Below are 20420 nucleotides of genomic sequence, written 5' to 3'. Positions count from 1 at the left end.
CTCTTATCCTTCCTGCTCAATCCGGGTTAATACGCTGCGCAGCGCCGGGCCATATTCATACTTCCCGGGGCAGACGTAGGTGCAGAGCGCCAGATCTTCTTCATCCAGCTCCAGACAGCCCAGCGCCTGAGCGCTGTCGGTGTCCCCGGCCAGCAGATCGCGCAGCAGTATAGTCGGCAGGATATCCAGCGGCATCACCCGTTCGTAGTTGCCGATCGGCACCATCGCCCGCTCGCCGCCGTGGGTATCGGTGGAGAAATGAAAGCGCTTGCGCTTGAAGAAATGGCCTAGCGTAGTGCGGGTAATCGAGAACTTCTCTTTGCCCGGCATCACCCAGCCAAACAGCTCTTTTTCCCGACCTTCGCGAACCACGCTCACCTGCAGATGGAAACGCCCGAGGAAGGCGTGGGGGCCGTGGGCGCGGGTACCGCTAAGTACCGAGCCGGAAATGACGCGGTTTTCCCCCTCCTCCAGCTCGCCCGCCAGCAGATCGTCCAGACTGGCGCCCAGCGTCGTTTTGACCAGCCGCGGCGACTTCACCTGCGGGCCGCCGAGCGCAATCACCCGCTCGCAGTTCAGCTCACCTTCAAGGAAAAGCTTACCAATGGCGATCGCGTCCTGATAATTGAGGTGCCAGACCTGCTTATTCAGGCTCACCGGCTCCAGAAAGTGAATATGCGTTCCCGGCAGCCCCGCCGGGTGCGGCCCGGTGAACTGGTTAAAACAGACCTGGCCGGCTGGATGACCGCCGAGCTTACCGCCGCTGGGCTGGCAGACGTGGACTTTCCCGTCGGTCAGACGCGTCAGCACGGTAAGGCCGGCGTCGAAAGCGGCCCGTTCGGCCAGAATAATCGGCTGCGGCTCCGCCGCCAGCGGATTGGTATCCATGGCGTTAACAAAGATAGCGGCCGGCACGCTGCCCGGGCGCGGCGTTTTACTGAATGGCCGGGTGCGCAGCGCCGTCCACAGGCCCGACGCCAACAGCTGCTGCTGCACGGTGTCGCGCGGCAGTTCAGCCAGCGCGTCCGCGGCGTAACGGGTAAACGCCACCGCGTCATTGCCCTCGATATCAATCACCACCGACTGCAACACGCGCCGTTCACCGCGGTGGATCGCGCTGACGACCCCGCTCGCCGGGGCGGTAAAGCAGACGCCGGGGATCTTTTTATCTTCGAACAGGATCTGACCTTTTTTGACCCGATCGCCTTCTTTGACCGCCATGGCGGGACGCATGCCGACGTACTCTTCTCCGAGTAGCGCGACGCGCTTCACCGCTGGCGCGGAAGAAATCTGCTGTAATGGCATGCCAGCTATGGGCAAATCCAGCCCTTTCGTGATTTTAATCATATCGTTAGCAGGTATCCGTAACCTCAACCCCGACGCAGGCCGGGGCCAGCTTATTGACAGAATGGTAGAGAAGAAAGGGCAAAACGGCGCCAGTAGCGCTCAGGACGGAAGAGAAGCATCCTTTCTTACTCTGGTGATGAACCGGCGCAAGTGTAACATTTCGTGAGCGGCGGCTGTAGCGCAAGGGGCGATAAGTGCTTCTAAAATGCGAGCTATTGCGCAAAGTTCTCACTGTGTTTTCGTCGGCGTCAGGGTATAAAGTGAGGCGGAATTGTAAACGCCGCCACGTCGCCCTTGCGAAAAAATGCCGTGATGCTAATGTGAGCGCTCTAAATCCAGAAAACTCTGATTTCGGGTCTCTCTTGCCGTCCTGGCAATGTGGCTATTTTGTTTTATCAAGGAACAAGCAGTATGCGCAAAATCGCATTATTTATTGCGATGCTTCTGCTGCCGTGCGTGTCATTTGCCGGGCTGCTCAGCAGCAACAGCCCGACGACGCCGGTTAGCAAAGAATATAAGCAGCAATTAATGGGTTCACCGGTTTACATTGAGATCTTTAAAGAAGAGCGCATGCTCGACCTTTACGTCAAAATGGGTGAGACCTACCAGCTCCTCGACAGCTATCGGATCTGCAACTACTCCGGTGGCCTGGGCCCGAAACAGCGCCAGGGCGATTTCAAGAGCCCGGAAGGGTTCTATAACGTCACCCGCAGCCAGCTCAAACCCGACAGTCGCTTCTATAAAGCGATTAATATCGGCTTCCCGAACGCCTACGATCGCGCCCATGGTTATGAAGGGAAATACCTGATGATCCACGGCGACTGCGTATCAGTCGGCTGCTACGCCATGACCGACAGCGGGATCGATGAGATCTTCCAGTTCGTGACCGGCGCCTTAGTCTTCGGTCAGCCAAGCGTGCAGGTGAGTATCTATCCGTTCCGCATGACCAACGCCAATATGGAACGCCACAAATACTCCTACTATGCGGATTTCTGGAAACAGCTGAAGCCTGGCTATGATTATTTCCAGCAGACCCACAAACCGCCGGTCGTATCAGTGACCGACGGCCGCTATGTGGTGAGCAAGCCGCTCAGCCACGAGGTTGTCCAGCCGCAGCTGGCCTCAAACTATACGCTCCCCGAGACAAAATAACGCCCACTCGCCTGGCATGATCTTATGCCAGGTCTCATTGGCCGTCAGCGGCTGCGTGGCGATAACCGTGACCACATCGTTGGGTGTGGTCTCGCGTTGAAAGTCGATCTCCACATCCTGGTCCAGCAGTTTTGCCACGCCGAACGGCGCCCGCCGGGTGATCCAGTGCAGGTTGGTCGAGCAGAACGCCATCACATAGCGTCCGTCCGATAGCAGCATGTTGAACACCCCTTTCTCACGCAGCTCCCCCGCCAGGGTGGCGATATACTTAAATACGCCCAGCATATTGCCCGGCGTACGCGGGTAGCGCTCGGTTAAGCGGTGCAGCAGCCAGCAGAAGGCCTTTTCACTGTCGGTTTCACCTACCGGGTGGAAATTGCCGGTTTTCAGCGATTTATAGCCTTTGAGCTGCCCGTTGTGCGCGTAGGTCCAGTTGCGCCCCCACAGCTCGCGGGTGAACGGATGCGTATTCTCCAGGGCCACCATCCCGCGGTTGGCCTGGCGGATATGCGCGACGACGGAACAGGACTTAATCGGGTAATCCTGGACCAGTTTCGCGATCGGCGACTGAAAGCTCGGCTGCGGATCTTTGAATGTGCGACAGCCTTTGCCTTCATAGAAGGTGATGCCCCAGCCGTCTTTATGCGGCCCCGTCCCGCCTCCGCGCTGTACCAGCCCGGTAAAGCTAAAACAGATATCTGTTGGCACATTGGCGCTCATCCCGAGCAGTTCGCACATAGATCACCTCACCATCACAAATCACGACGGCGCCGAAGCGAGGCCGCCGTCAACAGTACACACTCACCTGCCTGTTAGCCTTTCGCCATCTCTTTTTCGATCAGCATAATCAGGATATGGATCACTTTGATGTGGATCTCCTGAATGCGGTCGGCGTAGCCAAAGTGCGGCACGCGAATTTCAACATCGGCGCTCCCGGCCATCTTACCGCCGTCTTTACCGGTCAGGGTGATCACTTTCATCCCCTGCGCCCGCGCGGCTTCTATGGCCTTGATAACGTTGCCGGAGTTGCCGGAGGTGGAGATGCCAAGCAGCACATCGCCCGCGCGGCCGACGGATTCAACGTAGCGGGAGAATACATACTCATAGCCAAAATCATTGCTCACGCAGGAGAGATGGCTGACGTCGGAGATCGCAATGGCCGGATAACCCGGGCGGTTTTCGCGATAACGTCCGGTCAGCTCTTCCGCAAAATGCATCGCATCGCAATGGGAACCGCCGTTACCGCAGGACAGCACTTTACCACCCGCCTTAAAGCTATCCGCCAGCAGGACAGCGGCACGCTGGATAGCATGGATATTGGCTTCGTCCTGCAGAAAGTTAGCCAGCGTTTCCGCGGCTTCGTTCAGTTCGTTACGAATAAGATCCTGGTACATGAGGATAATCCTTCAGTATGAGTGGAATAACCCTGGCAGTGTACCGGATAGCCGCCGAAGCGAGAAGCAGCAGGCAGCGTTATCCCCCGCCCTTTTGATTTTATGTGCCGCTTTTGCATACAACAATGTGAGCAAGGTTGTAATTATTTTGTAAACACATTGCTAAATAAAAAAGCATGCACTACAACCAATACATCACAAGTGGTCAGACCTCCTACAAGCACAGGGAGCATTTCTCTATGATGATTTTGAGTATTGTTGCAACCGTTGTTTTACTCGGTGCGCTCTTCTATCACCGGGTCAGCCTGCTGCTCAGCAGCGTGATCTTGCTCGCCTGGACCGCAGCGCTCGGCGCGGCCGGTCTGTGGAATATCTGGCTGCTGCTGCCGCTGGCGATCATTCTGTTGCCGTTTAACTTTGCGCCTATGCGTAAATCCATGATTTCCGCACCGGCGTTTCGCGCTTTCCGCAAGGTGATGCCGCCGATGTCGCGTACGGAAAAAGAAGCCATCGACGCCGGGACCACCTGGTGGGAAGGGGATCTGTTTCGCGGCAACCCTGACTGGCACAAGCTGCATAACTATCCGCAGCCGCGTCTGACCGCCGAAGAGCAAGCCTTCCTCGACGGCCCGGTGGAAGAAGCCTGCCGGATGGCCAACGACTTCGCCATCACCCACGAAATGGCCGATCTGCCGCCGGAGCTGTGGGCGTATCTGAAAGAGCATCGCTTCTTCGCGATGATCATTAAGAAAGAGTATGGCGGGCTTGAGTTCTCCGCTTATGCCCAGTCGCGGGTGCTGCAGAAGCTCTCTGGCGTCTCCGGCATTCTGGCGATCACCGTCGGCGTCCCGAACTCACTGGGGCCGGGCGAGCTGCTGCAGCATTACGGTACCGAAGAGCAGAAAAACCATTATCTGCCGCGTCTGGCGCGCGGGCAGGAGATCCCCTGCTTCGCTCTCACTAGCCCGGAAGCGGGCTCTGACGCCGGCGCCATTCCGGATACCGGCGTGGTCTGCATGGGTGACTGGCAGGGCCAGCAGGTGCTGGGTATGCGCCTGACATGGAACAAACGCTACATTACGCTGGCGCCTATCGCCACCGTGCTGGGACTGGCGTTTAAACTTTCTGACCCGGATCGTCTGCTGGGGGGAGAAGAAGAGCTGGGCATCACCTGCGCGCTGATCCCGACCTCCACCCCGGGCGTGGAAATTGGCCGTCGTCACTTCCCGCTTAACGTCCCTTTCCAGAACGGCCCAACCCGCGGCAAAGATATCTTCGTGCCGATCGATTACATCATTGGTGGGCCGGGGATGGCCGGTCAGGGCTGGCGCATGCTGGTTGAATGTCTGTCGGTGGGACGCGGTATTACTCTGCCGTCCAACTCCACCGGCGGCCTGAAATCGGTGGCTATGGCTACCGGGGCTTACGCCCATATTCGCCGCCAGTTCAAAATCTCGATCGGTAAAATGGAAGGGATTGAAGAGGCGCTGGCGCGCATTGCCGGTAATGCTTATGTAATGGACGCTGCGGCGTCGCTTATCACCTACGGCATTATGCTCGGCGAGAAACCGGCGGTGCTCTCCGCGATCGTGAAATATCACTGCACCCACCGCGGCCAGCGCTCCATTATCGACGCAATGGATATTACCGGCGGGAAAGGCATTATGCTGGGCGAAGGCAACTTCCTCGCCCGGGCCTATCAGGGCGCGCCTATCGCCATCACCGTGGAAGGGGCGAACATTCTGACCCGCAGCATGATGATCTTCGGTCAGGGTGCGATTCGCTGCCATCCGTACGTGCTGGAGGAGATGGCCGCCGCGCAGAACAACGACCTGAACGCCTATGACAAGCTGCTGTTCAAACATATCGGCCATGTCGGCAGCAACAAAGTACGGAGTTTCTGGTTGGGCCTGACCGGCGGACGCACCAGCAGCGCGCCGACCCGCGACGTCACCCGCCGCTACTATCAGCAAATGAACCGCCTGAGCGCGAACCTGGCGCTGCTGTCAGACGTCTCGATGGCGGTGCTGGGGGGCAGTCTCAAGCGTCGCGAACGTATATCCGCGCGTCTGGGGGATGTGTTAAGCCAGCTGTACCTGGCCTCGGCGGTGCTGAAACGCTATGACGATGAAGGACGCAACGAAGCCGATCTGCCGCTGGTTCACTGGGGGGTGCAGGATGCGCTGCATCAGGCCGAGCAGGCCATCGACGATCTGCTGAAAAACTTCCCCAACCGTCTGGTGGCTGGCGCAATGCGGCTGGTCATCTTCCCGACCGGTCGTCATCATCATGCGCCGTCGGATAAGCTGGACCATAAAGTCGCTAAAATTCTGCAGGTGCCCAGCGCCACCCGCTCCCGCATCGGTCGCGGTCAGTACCTGACGCCGAGCGAGCATAACCCGGTCGGCCTGCTGGAAGAGGCGCTGCTGGAAGTGATGGCGGCCGATCCTATCCATCAGCGTATCTGTAAAGAACTGGGTAAAAATCTGCCGTTCACCCGTCTCGACGAACTGGCCACCCATGCCCTGGCGAAAGGCTTAATTAATCAGGATGAAGCCGCCATTCTGACCCGAGCAGAGCACAGTCGCTTGCGCAGCATTAACGTCGACGACTTTGCGCCAGAGGAGCTGGCAACCCAGCCGGTAAAGCTGCCGGAAAAAGTTCGCAACGTTGAAGCCGCATAATAAAGCAACAACCACATCACAGGCCGGGCGGGGAATTTTCCCCGCCTTTTTTTCGTCTCGCCTTCACCCGTGGTTCCTGTTAGTAGCATTTTTTTAACAAAATATTCCGCGGACCGCCGCGAGGCTGATAAGGTGTTACAGTTAACCTAACCCCCTCATGAGAATGGAGTTGACCATTGTGCCTGGCCTGAAAATTACGCTGTTGCAACAACCGCTGGTCTGGATGGACGGCCCTGCTAACCTGCGCCATTTTGATCGCCAACTGGAAGGGATTGTCGGGCGCGATATCATTGTTTTACCTGAGATGTTTACCACCGGCTTTGCGATGGAAGCGGCAAAACAGTCTTTACCCGAGGCCGAGGTGGTGGCGTGGATGCATGCCCGGGCGGCGCAAACCCAGGCGTTGATCGCCGGCAGCGCCGCGCTGCAAACTGAGCGCGGGGCCGTTAACCGCTTCCTGCTGGTCGAGCCTGACGGCACAGTTCATCATTATGATAAACGGCACCTGTTTCGTATGGCGGATGAACACCATCACTATGAGGCCGGGGACAAGCGCGTGGTCTTTGAATGGCGCGGATGGCGGATCCTGCCGCTGGTCTGTTACGACCTGCGCTTCCCGGTATGGTCGCGTAACCTTAACGATTATGATCTGGCGCTGTATGTGGCGAACTGGCCGGCGCCGCGCTCTCTGCACTGGCAGTCGCTGCTGGTCGCCCGCGCGATTGAGAACCAGGCCTACGTCGCCGGCTGTAACCGGGTCGGCACCGACGGCAACGGTCATCATTACCGCGGTGATAGCCGGGTTATCAGTCCCCAGGGGGAGATTGTCGCCACCGCCGATCCGCATCAGGCCACTCGTCTTGACGCCGAACTGTCGCTGAGCGCCCTGCAGGAATATCGTGAAAAATTCCCCGCCTGGCGCGATGCCGATCCTTTTACTCTGGATTAATCCCCCTCCGCTTTCTTCCCCCTTTCTGCGGGAAAAGAAAGCGGAATTTCCTCTTGCAGCGCCCAACAGAATATTTACAGGGCGCCTTTCATTTCTGTTCTACACTCATTAAAAGACCCCACAACCAAACGGGCGGAGATCATTTTCAATTCACTTCTGCTTTGTAAATCATGAGTTTTCTATTGCCAGCTTGTTTTGTTGAACCCGGCTGAGCGTTGGCGTATGAATATTTAATGAGCGTAATGGAAAATGGATAATAATAATCTTCAGTTAATAGAAAAACGGCTGGTCACCCGCTTTCTCGATATGTTTATTCGGTTCGGTCTTATTCTGGCGCTGGCCTCATTCTGTTTTACCGTCTTTTCTCCCTTCGTCAATATGATGCTCTGGGCGTTGATTCTGGCCGTGGCGCTCTATCCTTTACATCAGTATTTTGCCAGACTGTTAGCGGGAAAACAGGGACTGGCGTCGGTGGCGCTGGTGCTGTTAGGTATTTTACTGATTGTTATCCCCACGGTGCTAATGATCACCTCGCTGGCGGAAAGCGCCAGCGCCATGATTGACAAGATGGGTAGCCAGAGCTTTACCATTCCCCCGCCCTCTTCACGAATTGCCTCTTTACCGATCGTTGGCGAGCGGCTTAGCGCCCTGTGGATGCGGGCTTCCGTGGATCTCCCGGGACTGCTCAGTAATTACCGTTCGCAAATCGGCGACATTGCCAAACAGTTTCTCAGTATTTTGGCCAGCATGGGCGGCGGGCTGATTGGCTTTATTATTTCGTTTATCGTCTCGGGAATTATGATGGCCTGGGGCGCAGCGGGCGCCATCAGCGCCCAGCGTATTGCCATCCGTATTACCGATGAAAATAAAGGCGTGACCCTCACCCGCCTGTGTACCAGCACCATCCGCGCGGTCGCCCAGGGCGTCATCGGGGTGGCATTGATCCAGGCGCTGCTGGTCGGTGTGATCATGCTGATGGCCAGCATTCCCGCCGTCGGGATCTTCTTTATACTTGCCCTGATCCTCGGCATTGCCCAGGTGCCGGTGATCCTGGTGACGGCCCCGGCCATCGCACTGATGTGGAGTCTCGGCACCCACAGTACCGGAATGGATATCTTCTACACCATCCTGCTGATCGTCGCCGGTATGGCCGATAACGTCCTCAAACCTCTGCTGCTGGGGCGCGGAGTCGATGCGCCAATGCCGGTGGTGCTGCTGGGCGCCCTCGGTGGAATGGCCTCTAACGGCATTCTCGGTATGTTCCTCGGCGCCACCCTGCTGGCCATCGGTTATCGGATCTTCATGACCTGGGTAAATGAAGGGCAACCCGCCCTGCCGCAGGATAAATAACCGCAGGGGAGCGTTACGCTCCCTTAATTCATTCCATAAACATTCGTACCGCGCACCAGACCAGCAGCAGCGCCAGCAGCAGATTTAACCCTCTTCCATGGCGTTCGAACACCGGCTGAAACAGATGACCGGCCAGCGCCCAGCAAAGATTGCCGGCAACGCCTATTACTGATAGCAACAGGCTTATCATCACCAGCCAGAATGGCTCGCGAGTCACCGGCAGAACAAAGGTCGACAGGGCCGTGATGCCGTACAGGATAATTTTTACATTCACAAACTGCAGCCCCAGGCTGGCCCAGAAGCTGACAGGCCGCTCCTCCTGCCCACCGCTGGCCGGGTCGCTACGCGCAATGTGCCAGGCCAGCCACAGGATATACCCTGCGCCGACCCAGCGTAGCAGGGAGGTTATCCCCTCATCCAGGGTAACGAGAGTGAACGTCAGCCCGGCACAAATCAGCATGATGATCACAAACCCCAGGCTCATGCCGGCCAGAACCCGCATGCTCCGTCGAAAGCCGTGCGCGGTGACGCTGCTCAGCGCCAGAATATTATTCGGCCCGGGCGTCAGGGCGGTGATCAGGGTGTAAGTTAAAAATGCGCTAATCAGGGTAGGTGTCACGTGTTTTCTCCTCTTGACTGGCAGACAGTACCCGAAGCTGATAATTTAAAAAAATGAATGTTTTTTCATTCTGAATTCGAGAATGTCGATATAAAGAGGAAATATGGATCTGCGACGCTTTATCACTTTCAAAACGGTTGTCGAAGAAGGATCCTTTCTGCGCGCCTCGCAGAAACTGTGCTGCACCCAGTCCACCGTAACCTTTCATATCCAGCAGCTTGAGCAGGAGCTTGCTATCCCGCTGTTTGAGAAAATTGGCCGGCGGATGTGTCTCACCGCCGCGGGTAAGAATGTCCTGCCGCACGTCTACGATCTGACCAAAGTGATGGCGTCGATTCGCCAGGCGGCGCGCCAGGACGATGAACCCGGCGGCGAACTTCGCGTCGCCACTGGTGAAACCCTGCTGGCGTACAAAATGCCGCCGGTGCTGCAGCGTTTTAAGCAACGCGCCCCGAAGGTCCGCCTGTCACTACAGTCGCTCAATTGCTACAGCATCCGTGATGCGCTGCTCGCTGACGAAGTCGACCTGGGGGTGTTTTACCGGGTTGGCAACGATGATGCACTCACCATGATGGAACTTGGCCCGCAGCCGCTGGCGCTGGTCGCGTCAGTCGATCAGGCGCCGGTCGACTTCCTGCGCCCGCGGCAGCATATCCCATTGAGCTTTATCATCAACGAGCCCCAGTGCGTGTTCCGGCAGATTTTTGAAAGTACCCTGCGCCAGCGCGGCATTACCATGGAGAACACCATCGAACTGTGGAGTATTGAAAGCATCAAACAGTGCGTGGCGGGCAATCTTGGGGTGAGCTTCCTGCCGCGCTTTGCGGTAGAGGAGGAACTCAAACGCGGGACGCTGGTCGAGCTGCCGTTCAGCGAGACGCCGCTGACGATCCATGCGCTCTGCGCCCATCACGCCGGGAAAGCAATCAGTCCTGCGATGCGGGTATTCATGCAGTGTATGCAGGAGGAACAAGAGGCGCGCTGAAATTCGGCGACGAAAACGACGAAAGCCTGAATCATTGCTGATTCAGGCTTTCTGAATAGTGGCGGAACGGACGGGACTCGAACCCGCGACCCCCTGCGTGACAGGCAGGTATTCTAACCGACTGAACTACCGCTCCGCGTTGTTGTTCCGTTGGGAACGAGGCGAATATTACGGATTCCCCTCTACCCCGTCAACGCTTTTTCTACCGTTTTGAATCGTTTGCTGCAAAAATCGCCCAACCGCCTACTTTTAATCCATTTTAGTGGTTATCAGGCACGCCACAGGCAGCTTCCGCCTTTCTTTTGTACCAGATCGAGGCGGGATTCATGGTTCACCAGTTCTTCATCAGAGGCATAAACTACCCGTAACTGGCTGGCGGCGCGGACGACGCGCTGAATGCCCATCTCTCCCGCCTGCTGCTGGCTTTCGCCTTCCATAGAGAACGCCATCGACGTCTGGCCGCCGGTCATCATCAAATAGACATCGGCAAGGATCTGGGCATCGAGTAATGCCCCGTGCAGCGTGCGCTTGCTGTTATCTATTTCGTAACGCGAACATAACGCATCCAAACTGTTGCGTTTGCCGGGAAACATTTTCCGCGCCAGCGCCAGACTGTCGGTGATTTTACAAAAGGTCTCGGTTTTTCCGATGCCGCGGTTTAGCTTACCGAACTCGTAATCCATAAAACCGATATCAAACGACGCGTTATGGATCACCAGCTCCGCGCCGCGAATGTAATCCATAAACTCATCAGCCACATCGGCAAAGGTGGGTTTATCCAGCAGGAATTCATCGGCGATCCCGTGCACGCCGAACGCCTCCGGATCCACCAGCCGATCGGGCTTCAGATAGACGTGGAAATTGTTACCGGTCAGGCGGCGGTTGATCACCTCCACGGCGCCGATCTCAATGATCTTGTGTCCTTCGTAGTGCGCCCCGATCTGGTTCATACCGGTGGTTTCGGTATCGAGAACAATCTGGCGCGTAATTGCAGTGCTCATAGCGGTCATTTATGTCAGACTTATCGTTTACAAATCGATTTCAATTACAGGAAGTCTACCAGAGATGCTCAAACAGGTAGAAATTTTCACCGACGGCTCTTGCCTGGGAAATCCAGGACCCGGCGGTTACGGCGCCATCATGCGCTACCGCCAGCACGAAAAAACCTTTAGCGCCGGCTACCGTCTGACCACCAATAACCGCATGGAACTGATGGCGGCAATCGTCGCTCTCGAGGCGTTAAAAGAGCATTGTGAGGTGGTGCTCAGCACCGACAGCCAGTATGTCCGCCAGGGGATCACCCAGTGGATCCACAACTGGAAAAAGCGCGGCTGGAAAACGGCAGAGAAAAAACCGGTAAAGAATGTCGACCTCTGGCAGCGGCTGGACGCCGCGCTTGGCCAGCATAAGATCAAATGGGAGTGGGTGAAGGGCCACGCCGGCCATCCAGAAAACGAACGCTGCGACGAGCTGGCCCGCGCGGCGGCCTCCCATCCCACTCAGGACGACATCGGCTACCAGCCGGAGAGCTAATTCTGCCCCTTGCGCCACTGCCGGGTGGCGCCGACTGCCGGCCGCAGCTGGGTTTTCGCTTTACCGGATTTCATCGGATTGAGCGTCAGCGGAATGGTCCGTTTGCGGGCGACAATCAATTGCAAACAGCCCAGCGCTGGCAGATGGGTGCTCAGCAGTTTGCCGCCATGCCGCGACCAGGGTAAAACCTGATAACGCCCATAGTGCAGCACTTCAAAGTTGAGCAGCGACAGCCAGTCCAGCTGGCGCATCAGCGTAAACATACGGCTGTTGTACGGCGTGCCTTTGCGCAGGACCGGCACCAGTTTACGCAACCCCATCAGGCTCACCGGATTAAACCCGGTCAGGATCATCCAGCCATCATCGATCAGGACGCGATCGGCCTCCCGCAGCAGGCGATGCGGATCGCTGCACCACGGCAGGGTATGCGCCAGCAGGCAGGCGTCGACGGACTTTTCGGCAAAGGGCAAATGCAGCGGGTCGGCCCGGACCTGCATTGGGTTTCCCGCCAGCGAGACATTCACCTGGTGCGAGATGGCGCAAGCTTCGGTATTGATTTCCGCGCTCAGATTGCCAATCTTAAGCAGATGAAAGCCATATAATTTAGCCAGCCATGGCTTCATCTGCTGTTCAAGCGTTTCGCGATAGTATTCGCCCCACGGCATACTGGACCAATGCTCAGGCGCTGTCACTGTATGAGGTATCCTTGCCGGCTTCATTGCCACCTTCCGCTACGCTTTAGAGGTAATTTATGAATCTTATCAGTATTCCCGCGTTTCAGGACAACTACATCTGGGTTCTCATTGAGAATCACGGCCGCTGCATCATCGTTGACCCGGGCGAGGCCGCGCCGGTTCTGGCGGCAATCGAGGAAAACCAGTGGCAGCCCGAGGCCATTTTACTGACCCATCACCATCAGGATCACGTCGGCGGCGTAAAACAATTACGTGAAAAATTCCCCTCTCTGGTGGTTTACGGGCCGGCAGAAACCCAGGATAAGGGGGTTACTCAGGTAGTAGACGATGGCGATCGGTTGTCAATTCTGGGTCACGATTTTTCCATTTTCTCCACGCCAGGTCACACATTAGGACATATCTGTTACTACAGCGAACCTTATCTGTTTTGCGGCGACACGATGTTCTCCGGCGGCTGCGGAAGGCTGTTCGAAGGTACCGCAGAGCAAATGTATCAATCATTTATGAAAATTAACGCCCTTCCTGCAGAAACCATTATATGTTGCGCACATGAATATACGTTAGCGAATATGAAGTTTGCGTTGAGTATCCTGCCTGATGATAGGGACATAAACGATTACTATCATAAAGTTAATGAGTTACGTGCAAAAAAACAAAAGACACTACCCGTAATTCTGAAAAACGAGCGGCGTATAAATTTATTTTTACGCGTAAATGATGTTGATTTAATTGATAAAATTAACAAAGAAACAAAATTGCAACACTCTGTGGCGCGATTTGCGTGGTTAAGGTCAAAGAAAGACGAATTCTGACATTTAATTCTTGTCATCGGCTAACTTCGCCGTTATCCTTGGTCGTCTTTTAAGCAACTATTGACACACACATGAAGGCACGAGCGATATTATTCGCCTCTGTCCTGCTGGTGGGGTGCCAGGCGTCTAAGCACGATGGCACCGTCGAACAGCGAGCACAGAGCCTTTCTGCGGCTGGTCAAGGGGAAGCAGGCAAGTTCACAAGTCAAGCGCGCTGGTTAGATGATGGAACCTTCTACGCGCAAGACCAGGATCTGTGGACTTCCATAGGCGACGAGCTAAAGATGGGAATACCGGATAACCCCCGGATTCGCGAGCAAAAACAGAAGTATTTGAGAAATAAGAGCTATCTCCACGATGTAACTTTACGGGCAGAGCCGTATATGTACTGGATAGCCGGGCAGGTTAAGAAACGTAACATGCCAATGGAACTGGTATTACTACCCATAGTGGAGAGCGCTTTTGACCCACACGCGACGTCTGGCGCCAATGCCGCAGGCATCTGGCAGATCATTCCGAGCACAGGGCGCAATTATGGTTTAAAACAGACCCGCAGTTACGATGCGCGTCGTGACGTTGTCGCATCGACAACCGCGGCGCTGGACATGATGCAACGTCTGAACAAAATGTTCGACGGCGACTGGTTGTTAACGGTCGCGGCATATAACAGCGGCGAAGGTCGGGTCATGAAGGCAGTGAAAGCGAACCGTTCGCGTGGCAAACCCACCGATTTCTGGTCGCTGTCTCTGCCGCATGAAACGAAAGTCTACGTACCGAAAATGCTGGCATTGAGCGACATCCTCAAAAATAGCAAACGTTACGGCGTAAAGTTGCCTACGGCTGATGAAAGCCGTGCGCTGGCGCGCGTTCGCCTCGACAGTCCGGTTGAGATTTCTCAGCTCGCGGATATGGCCGGTATGCCGGTCAGCAAGCTGAAGACCTTCAACGCCGGCGTAAAGGGGTCAACGCTGGGCGCTAGCGGGCCAAAGTATGTCATGGTGCCGCAGAAGCACGCAGCCCAACTGCGTGAATCGCTGGCCTCTGGCGACATTGCCGCCGTACAGCCGACGCAGCTCGCGGATAATACGCCGCTGACCAGCCGAAGCTATAAGGTGCGTTCCGGCGACACCATTTCCGGGATTGCTTCCCGTCTCGGTGTGACGACCCGCGATCTGCAGCAGTGGAATAACCTGCGCGGCTCTGGGTTGAAGGTTGGACAAAATCTGGTTATCGGCGCCGGCAGCAGCGCGCAGCGTCTGGCGAATAACAGCGATAGCATCACCTATCGCGTTCGCAAAGGTGACTCGCTGTCGAGCATCGCCAAACGTCATGGCGTTAATATTCGCGACGTCATGCGCTGGAACAGCGATACCGACAATCTGCGGCCTGGCGATCAGCTAACCCTGTTTGTGAAAAACAGCGATCGACCAGAGTCCTGATACGTCAGGGTTCGATAAAAAGGCACCGACTTCCCCCGGTGCCTTTTTTGTTGTCCGTATTAAACCGCTTTATGCGCTTCAAACATGATGGTGTCGCTGGTAAAGGAACCATCCTGCTGTAACTCAAAGTAGGCTTTCACCTCCGCCGAGGCGCTCTGCTGGTATAAACGAATCGCCTCTACCAGCGGCTCAGGGGTACGCATCCGCGCCACCCACGAACTGAATTCCAGCTGCAGGCGATCGGTCAACAGCCGATTAATCACCAGCCCCGCCTCCGTCGCCAGCGTCAGCCACTCGCCGCTGGAATAATTACGCACGTGCGAGGTATCGCGCAGGGCTTCCACGGTCTGCAGCCAGACATCACGCACCGCATGGCCCGGCGACATCACGTCCATCACGATCATCACCCCACCCGGCTTGAGAACACGCTTCACCTCGCGCAGCGCCTGGCCAACGTCATGCCAGTGATGAGCGGAATAGCGGCTGATAACGATATCAAAGCTGGCATCAGCGAACGGCAGCGTTTCGGCATACCCCTGCTGGGTCACGATATTGCTAAAACCTTTATCCTTTGCTGCGGCGGCAACGACCTCCAGCATCTGGCTCGATAAATCATAGGCGGTCACCTCGGCAACCTGTCCCGCCGCGGTAAAGCTGGCGTGCCCTGCCCCGCAGCCCATATCCAGCACTTTCGCCTGCGGAAAATCAGCCAGACGTTCCGCCAGCCGCTGCAGATCGCGACCAGAGGCATGTACGGCGCTGGTCAGATAGGCGCTGGCCTGGGAGCCGAACTGCTTTTCAACGTTGTCATGGTGAGAGCGTGTTGTCATGTTGTCTTGTCCTTACGGTTTTTTGAGTAATAAAAGGCAGCACTATGCATGCACAGGCCTGCCCCATGGCAGGCCTGACCAACCTTAAATTAATCAGGCTTGCCGGGACTGAATTCGACTAGTAGCGGGTTGTGGTCGGAGGCGCGGGTTACCAGCACGGAAGCATCGTGCACGCTTAACCCACGGTAGAACACAAAATCGAGCGGGCGACCAAACGCGCGACGGCGCTGGTCGTCAGAGAAACGAACTTCACGCAGCGACATCTCGCGTGCAAAGCGGTACAGCGCGTTCATTCGCGGCCGGCTCCAGGCATTGAAGTCCCCGGCCATAATCACCGGCCCGCTGTGATGGGCAATCTGATCGCCGATCGGCAGCAACTGCTTGCTGTAGACATCGACGCCAAGGCTAAAGTTGACGGCATGGATATTGACCACCATTAACAACCGCGCATCGGGCAGCGGATAAACGGTCACTAAGGCCGATTTCGGCAATCGCAAAATAGGCTCGCGCTCGCGCAGCGGACAGCAATAGATGGGGTGAGCGGAGGCCAGCGTCATCACGCCGGAAGGATGCTGGGGCAGCACCAGCGCCGGCACCTGATCGGCGGCCAGATAGTTTGAAGTCGCGAACCTGACCAGTTCTGGGGTGGTTTGCGCCTCCTGCAACAGGACCAAATGCGCATCTTTGCCGAAATTTTTGAGGACCGACTGCCACTCTGCACGCTGCTGCTTGAAGATATTCCACACCAGCACGCGGATCTTCTCATCGCTGCTTAACGGCGTGCCGGCGGAATAAACCGGACTCACGCCCGCAAACGCCCCCGGAGGCAATATTCTCTCCGCAGGTTGTCCGGCGACATAGCGCATGGCGTAGGTGTTCTTTCGCAATTTGGGCATTAATCCTCGATAACAGAAACCAGCCCGACGACGACTGGTTCTTCTGTTATAGGGATTTTCCCATACACTTTCAATGCAATTTGCGAGAAACCCTTAGCCTTCGGGAGAAAGCGCTGCCGAACGGCGCGGCAATTTATCTAAACGCCCGCTCAGAACCACCAACAGCAAAGCGACCAGCACAATCACCGCGCCAATCCACGGCGTCTGCGCCAGACCGTACCGCTCGACCGTCTGTCCGCCGACGATCGATCCCAGCGCGATGCCGACGTTGAAGGCGGCGATATTCAGACCGGAAGCGATGTCGACAGCCCCCGGGGTATACTGCTCTGCTTTTTGCACCACATAGACCTGCAGACCCGGCACGTTGCCGAAGGCGAAAACGCCCATCACCAGCACCGTTGCCAGCGCGGCATAGTGAACGCTGGCGGTCAGCTGGAACACCAGCAGCAGCACAACCAGCGCGGCGAAGATAAACTTCAGCGCGGAGACGGCGCCATGCTTATCGGCCAGTTTGCCGCCCCATACGTTGCCGATAGCCACCGAGACGCCATAGCCCAGCAGGATCCAGCTCACCGCTGAGGGGCTGAAGCCGGCCAGCTCCTGCATCATCGGCGCAAGGAAGGTAAAAGCGGTAAACACGCCGCCATAGCCCAGCGCGGTAATGGCATAGATCATCAGCAGGCGCGGATGGGTTAAGACTTTAAGCTGATCGCGCAGGCTGGCGCTGGCGCGGCCCGGAATATTATTCGGCACCAGAATCAGACTGCTGATTAGCGCAATCACCCCGAGAATCGATACCGCGAGGAAGGTTTCCCGCCAGCCGAAATGCTGGCCAATAAAGGTGCCAAAGGGAACGCCGGTCACCAGCGCGACCGTCAGGCCGCCGAACATAATGGCGATGGCCGAGGCTGCTTTCTCTTTTGCCACCAGGCTGGTGGCGATTGTCGAGCCAATAGAGAAGAACACGCCGTGCGCCAGGCCGGTCAGCAGGCGCGCCAGGATCAGCGTTTCATAGCTTGGAGCCTGCCAGGCCAGCACATTACCCGCCGTAAACAGGACCATCAACGCCAGCAGCAGCTGTTTACGCGGCATACGCCCGGTTAATGCCGTCAGCACCGGGGCGCCGATCGCCACGCCCAGCGCGTAGATAGAGACCAGCAGTCCCGCAGAAGGTAGAGAGATAGAGAGTTGTTGGGCAATCGTCGGGACCAGGCCGACAATCACGAATTCAGTGGTGCCAATTGCAAAGGCACCGATGGTTAAGGCAAATAGCGCCAGTGGCATAATTTACTCCGTAGCATCAGGATTAAGATGACACGTAGTATGAAGGGTTGTATAAATAACAAAAACTATCAAAGTATCAATAGAATTTTGCTACAGGTGCAATAATGAGAGCCACATCCGAGGAGATCGCCATCTTTGTGGCGGTAGTGGAAAGCGGGAGTTTCAGCCGGGCAGCCGAACAGCTGGGTCAGGCCAACTCTGCCGTCAGCCGGGCAGTCAAAAAGCTCGAATCAAAGCTTGGTGTCAGCCTGCTTAATCGGACCACCCGCCAGCTCAGTCTGACAGAGGAAGGCGAGCGCTATTTTCGGCGGATGCAGGTGGTATTGCAGGAGATGGCGGCGGCAGAAAATGACCTGCTGGAAACGCGCACGACGCCGCGGGGCTTGCTGCGGGTGGATGCCGCGACGCCGGTGATGCTGCATTTTCTCATGCCGCTGGTGAAGCCGTTTCGCGAGCGTTACCCGGAAATGACGCTGTCGCTCGTCTCTTCAGAGACGTTTATTAACCTGATTGAACGGAAAGTGGATGTAGCGATACGGGCCGGAACCTTAACGGATTCCAGCCTGCGCGCCCGACCGCTGTTCACCAGCTATCGTAAGATCGTCGCCTCGCCAGCGTATGTCTCGCGCTACGGTGTGCCGCAGCATCCGTCAGATCTGAAACAACATCAGTGTCTGGGCTTCACTGAACCCGTCTCTCTGAACACCTGGCCAGTCTCCTGTTGCGATGGTCAGTTGTTAGAGATTGAGGCGGCGGTGTCATCAAACAGTGGGGAAACCCTCAAACAACTGTGTCTGACCGGCAACGGTATTGCCTGTCTGTCGGATTATATGGTGGATAAAGAGATAGCCAGCGGGGAGTTTGTTGAACTACTGGCCGACAAACGCTTGCCGGTGGAGATGCCCTTCAGTGCGGTGTACTACAGCGACAGAGCCGTCAGTACACGTATCAGGGCGTTTATTGATTTTCTAAGCGAACACGTAAAACAGCTCCCGAAGGAGCTGTCGTAGTACCCTCTGATAGGCATGCCGGAAGCGGGAGATTAATCCCACTGCGGCGCCAGACCTTCCGGGCTCACCAGCCGATCGTTGCAATCCAGCGCAGCGATCGCCTGGCGATCTTCATCATCCAGCTGCAGATCCAACGCCTTCAGGTTGCTGGCCAGGTTCTCACGCTTCGTCGAGGACGGGATTACCGCGTACCCCTCGCCCATCGCCCAGGCCAGGATAACCTGCGCCGAAGTCGCATTATGTTTCGCCGCGATACGGGCAATCACCTCATCTTTCAGTGCCTTACCGTAGGCCAGGGTCATATAAGAGGTGATATGGATACCGTGCTCACGCGCCCAATCGACGACTTTACGGTTTTGCAGATACGGCGAAAGTTCAATCTGATTGGTAGCAATGTTTTCAGCGCCAACGGCGGCAATCGCGCGCTCCATCAGTGGAATAGTGAAGTTGGAGATACCGATCTGACGGGTCAGGCCGAGCGTCTTCGCTTCCATCAGAGCGGCCATAAACTCTTCAACAGCCACCGCATCGTTCGGTGACGGCCAGTGGATCAGCGTCAGATCAACATAGTCAGTGCGCAGCTTCTGCAGGCTCTCTTGCAGGCTGGCGATGAGTTTGTCTTTGCTCAGGTTCTCGATCCAGATTTTGGTCGTGATGAACAACTCATCACGCGGCACGCCGCTCTCAGCGATAGCCTGACCCACCGCGGCTTCGTTGTCATAGATTTGCGCGGTGTCGATAGTACGATAGCCCAGCTCCAGCGCGGTTTTTACGGATGCGATAACAACATCATCTTTCAGACGGAAGGTGCCAAGACCAAATGCAGGGATTGCCATGTTTTTCCTCGTTATTTGTTCATTTCGGTTAACGGATGAAATTATGGCTGATGGTGTGGAGGGGAAAAAGAGCGATTAATGCAGAGGATTTTTGCTGATTTAGCAATAATCGGGAACAGATGAAACAAAAAAGCCCTGAGCAAATGCTCAGGGCTCTTAATAAGTGGCGGAACGGACGGGACTCGAACCCGCGACCCCCTGCGTGACAGGCAGGTATTCTAACCGACTGAACTACCGCTCCACCGAATTTTTTCGCTTTATGACCACCGGTTGTCACCCCGGCTTACTGCAATTTGATGCCTGGCAGTTCCCTACTCTCACATGGGGAGACCCCACACTACCATCGGCGCTACGGCGTTTCACTTCTGAGTTCGGCATGGGGTCAGGTGGGACCACCGCGCTAGTGCCGCCAGGCAAATTCTTTGTGCTCAGTACGAAATATTTTATCGCATCAGCTGCGTTGGCTGCATTCGCCCGCAGCAGTCACATACTTATGTATGCTCCTGCTGACGTGCATCATTTGCCGCCTTGCTGCTGCGCAAACTATTTCGTACTTCTGAATCAGTGCTGAAAATTCTCTCAAATCCGCCAAAACATCTTCGGCG

At 56.3% G+C, this 20420-nt stretch carries 19 protein-coding genes, 2 tRNA genes and 1 rRNA gene; 9 read left to right on the top strand and 13 right to left on the bottom strand.

Annotation, left to right across the window (positions count from 1 at the left end; translation table 11 throughout):
- Positions 1 to 3 precede the first annotated feature (3 nt).
- On the bottom strand, positions 4 to 1347 hold the full coding sequence (locus KHQ24_RS01775; protein WP_004204633.1) for a Na(+)-translocating NADH-quinone reductase subunit A: 1344 nt from the start codon (positions 1345 to 1347) through the stop codon (positions 4 to 6).
- Between the two features lie 411 nt (positions 1348 to 1758).
- Between KHQ24_RS01775 and dpaA the strand changes: the two genes are divergently transcribed.
- Positions 1759 to 2499: a peptidoglycan meso-diaminopimelic acid protein amidase gene (gene dpaA, locus KHQ24_RS01770; protein WP_002889699.1), complete on the top strand. Its 741-nt coding sequence runs from the start codon at positions 1759 to 1761 to the stop codon at positions 2497 to 2499.
- On the opposite strand, the gene KHQ24_RS01765 is transcribed toward dpaA, so the two are convergent.
- A complete protein-coding gene (locus KHQ24_RS01765) occupies positions 2470 to 3237 on the bottom strand; it encodes a class II glutamine amidotransferase (protein ID WP_004204630.1) in 768 nt (255 codons plus the stop codon). The genes dpaA and KHQ24_RS01765 overlap by 30 nt on opposite strands.
- Positions 3238 to 3311: 74 nt before the next feature.
- On the bottom strand, positions 3312 to 3893 hold the full coding sequence (gene lpcA, locus KHQ24_RS01760; protein WP_004145825.1) for a D-sedoheptulose 7-phosphate isomerase: 582 nt from the start codon (positions 3891 to 3893) through the stop codon (positions 3312 to 3314).
- Between the two features lie 239 nt (positions 3894 to 4132).
- Here lpcA and fadE point away from each other — a divergent pair, with 239 nt between their 5' ends.
- The 3 genes from fadE to KHQ24_RS01745 all read left to right on the top strand — a co-directional run bounded on the left by fadE (position 4133) and on the right by KHQ24_RS01745 (position 8876).
- Positions 4133 to 6577 carry an acyl-CoA dehydrogenase FadE gene (gene fadE / locus KHQ24_RS01755; protein ID WP_023319786.1) on the top strand — a complete coding sequence of 815 codons (2445 nt, stop codon included), beginning with the start codon at positions 4133 to 4135 and terminating at the stop codon, positions 6575 to 6577.
- A 178-nt stretch (positions 6578 to 6755) separates the two neighbouring features.
- Entirely contained in the window at positions 6756 to 7526 is a 771-nt protein-coding gene (locus KHQ24_RS01750; RefSeq protein ID WP_004204628.1) for an amidohydrolase, read from the top strand.
- Positions 7527 to 7775: 249 nt separating this feature from the next.
- Complete coding sequence (locus KHQ24_RS01745; RefSeq protein ID WP_048294202.1) at positions 7776 to 8876, top strand: AI-2E family transporter; 1101 nt, start codon at positions 7776 to 7778, stop codon at positions 8874 to 8876.
- A 28-nt stretch (positions 8877 to 8904) separates the two neighbouring features.
- On the opposite strand, the gene eamB is transcribed toward KHQ24_RS01745, so the two are convergent.
- Positions 8905 to 9495: a cysteine/O-acetylserine transporter gene (eamB, locus tag KHQ24_RS01740; protein ID WP_004204623.1), complete on the bottom strand. Its 591-nt coding sequence runs from the start codon at positions 9493 to 9495 to the stop codon at positions 8905 to 8907.
- Between the two features lie 103 nt (positions 9496 to 9598).
- Here eamB and KHQ24_RS01735 point away from each other — a divergent pair, with 103 nt between their 5' ends.
- Positions 9599 to 10480, top strand: coding sequence for a LysR family transcriptional regulator (locus tag KHQ24_RS01735; protein ID WP_012968890.1), 882 nt, complete (start codon positions 9599 to 9601; stop codon positions 10478 to 10480).
- A gap of 59 nt (positions 10481 to 10539) precedes the next feature.
- On the opposite strand, the gene KHQ24_RS01730 is transcribed toward KHQ24_RS01735, so the two are convergent.
- Together KHQ24_RS01730 and dnaQ are read right to left on the bottom strand one after the other, a co-directional pair.
- Positions 10540 to 10616, bottom strand: a tRNA-Asp gene (locus tag KHQ24_RS01730).
- A 133-nt stretch (positions 10617 to 10749) separates the two neighbouring features.
- A complete protein-coding gene (dnaQ, locus tag KHQ24_RS01725) occupies positions 10750 to 11481 on the bottom strand; it encodes a DNA polymerase III subunit epsilon (RefSeq protein ID WP_004204621.1) in 732 nt (243 codons plus the stop codon).
- 64 nt (positions 11482 to 11545) lie between these two features.
- Between dnaQ and rnhA the strand changes: the two genes are divergently transcribed.
- Positions 11546 to 12013: a ribonuclease HI gene (gene rnhA, locus KHQ24_RS01720; protein ID WP_004204620.1), complete on the top strand. Its 468-nt coding sequence runs from the start codon at positions 11546 to 11548 to the stop codon at positions 12011 to 12013.
- Here the strand turns inward: rnhA and KHQ24_RS01715 are convergent.
- Entirely contained in the window at positions 12010 to 12732 is a 723-nt protein-coding gene (locus KHQ24_RS01715; RefSeq protein WP_004204619.1) for a class I SAM-dependent methyltransferase, read from the bottom strand. The genes rnhA and KHQ24_RS01715 overlap by 4 nt on opposite strands.
- 32 nt (positions 12733 to 12764) lie before the next feature.
- Here KHQ24_RS01715 and gloB point away from each other — a divergent pair, with 32 nt between their 5' ends.
- Together gloB and mltD are read left to right on the top strand one after the other, a co-directional pair.
- On the top strand, positions 12765 to 13520 hold the full coding sequence (gloB, locus tag KHQ24_RS01710) for a hydroxyacylglutathione hydrolase (protein WP_004204618.1): 756 nt from the start codon (positions 12765 to 12767) through the stop codon (positions 13518 to 13520).
- Between the two features lie 71 nt (positions 13521 to 13591).
- Positions 13592 to 14959 (top strand): murein transglycosylase D, encoded by a 1368-nt coding sequence (gene mltD, locus KHQ24_RS01705; protein ID WP_004204616.1) that lies wholly within the window; start codon positions 13592 to 13594, stop codon positions 14957 to 14959.
- 59 nt (positions 14960 to 15018) lie between these two features.
- Here mltD and KHQ24_RS01700 read toward each other — a convergent pair whose 3' ends face one another.
- The 3 genes from KHQ24_RS01700 to KHQ24_RS01690 form a co-directional block, all read right to left on the bottom strand.
- The gene (locus tag KHQ24_RS01700; RefSeq protein WP_064188072.1) at positions 15019 to 15789 is read right to left on the bottom strand and encodes a class I SAM-dependent methyltransferase; all 771 of its coding nucleotides are present in this window, start codon (positions 15787 to 15789) and stop codon (positions 15019 to 15021) included.
- 89 nt (positions 15790 to 15878) lie between these two features.
- The gene (locus KHQ24_RS01695) at positions 15879 to 16676 is read right to left on the bottom strand and encodes an endonuclease/exonuclease/phosphatase family protein (RefSeq protein WP_074194120.1); all 798 of its coding nucleotides are present in this window, start codon (positions 16674 to 16676) and stop codon (positions 15879 to 15881) included.
- A gap of 102 nt (positions 16677 to 16778) precedes the next feature.
- The gene (locus KHQ24_RS01690) at positions 16779 to 17969 is read right to left on the bottom strand and encodes an MFS transporter (RefSeq protein ID WP_211777101.1); all 1191 of its coding nucleotides are present in this window, start codon (positions 17967 to 17969) and stop codon (positions 16779 to 16781) included.
- Positions 17970 to 18073: 104 nt separating this feature from the next.
- Between KHQ24_RS01690 and yafC the strand changes: the two genes are divergently transcribed.
- Positions 18074 to 18979 (top strand): DNA-binding transcriptional regulator YafC, encoded by a 906-nt coding sequence (yafC, locus tag KHQ24_RS01685; RefSeq protein WP_004204612.1) that lies wholly within the window; start codon positions 18074 to 18076, stop codon positions 18977 to 18979.
- A 32-nt stretch (positions 18980 to 19011) separates the two neighbouring features.
- Here yafC and dkgB read toward each other — a convergent pair whose 3' ends face one another.
- The 3 genes from dkgB to rrf all read right to left on the bottom strand — a co-directional run bounded on the left by dkgB (position 19012) and on the right by rrf (position 20229).
- The gene (dkgB, locus tag KHQ24_RS01680; protein WP_043521490.1) at positions 19012 to 19815 is read right to left on the bottom strand and encodes a 2,5-didehydrogluconate reductase DkgB; all 804 of its coding nucleotides are present in this window, start codon (positions 19813 to 19815) and stop codon (positions 19012 to 19014) included.
- A 164-nt stretch (positions 19816 to 19979) separates the two neighbouring features.
- Positions 19980 to 20056 (bottom strand) — tRNA-Asp (locus KHQ24_RS01675).
- A gap of 57 nt (positions 20057 to 20113) precedes the next feature.
- A 5S ribosomal RNA gene (gene rrf, locus KHQ24_RS01670) occupies positions 20114 to 20229 on the bottom strand.
- Positions 20230 to 20420 lie beyond the last annotated feature (191 nt).

This window comes from Klebsiella sp. 54 (assembly GCF_018223875.1).
Taxonomy (GTDB): Bacteria; Pseudomonadota; Gammaproteobacteria; order Enterobacterales; family Enterobacteriaceae; genus Klebsiella; species Klebsiella quasipneumoniae.
The sequence above is the reverse complement of the archived record's forward strand: the minus strand, read 5'-3'. Positions and strand labels throughout refer to the sequence as shown.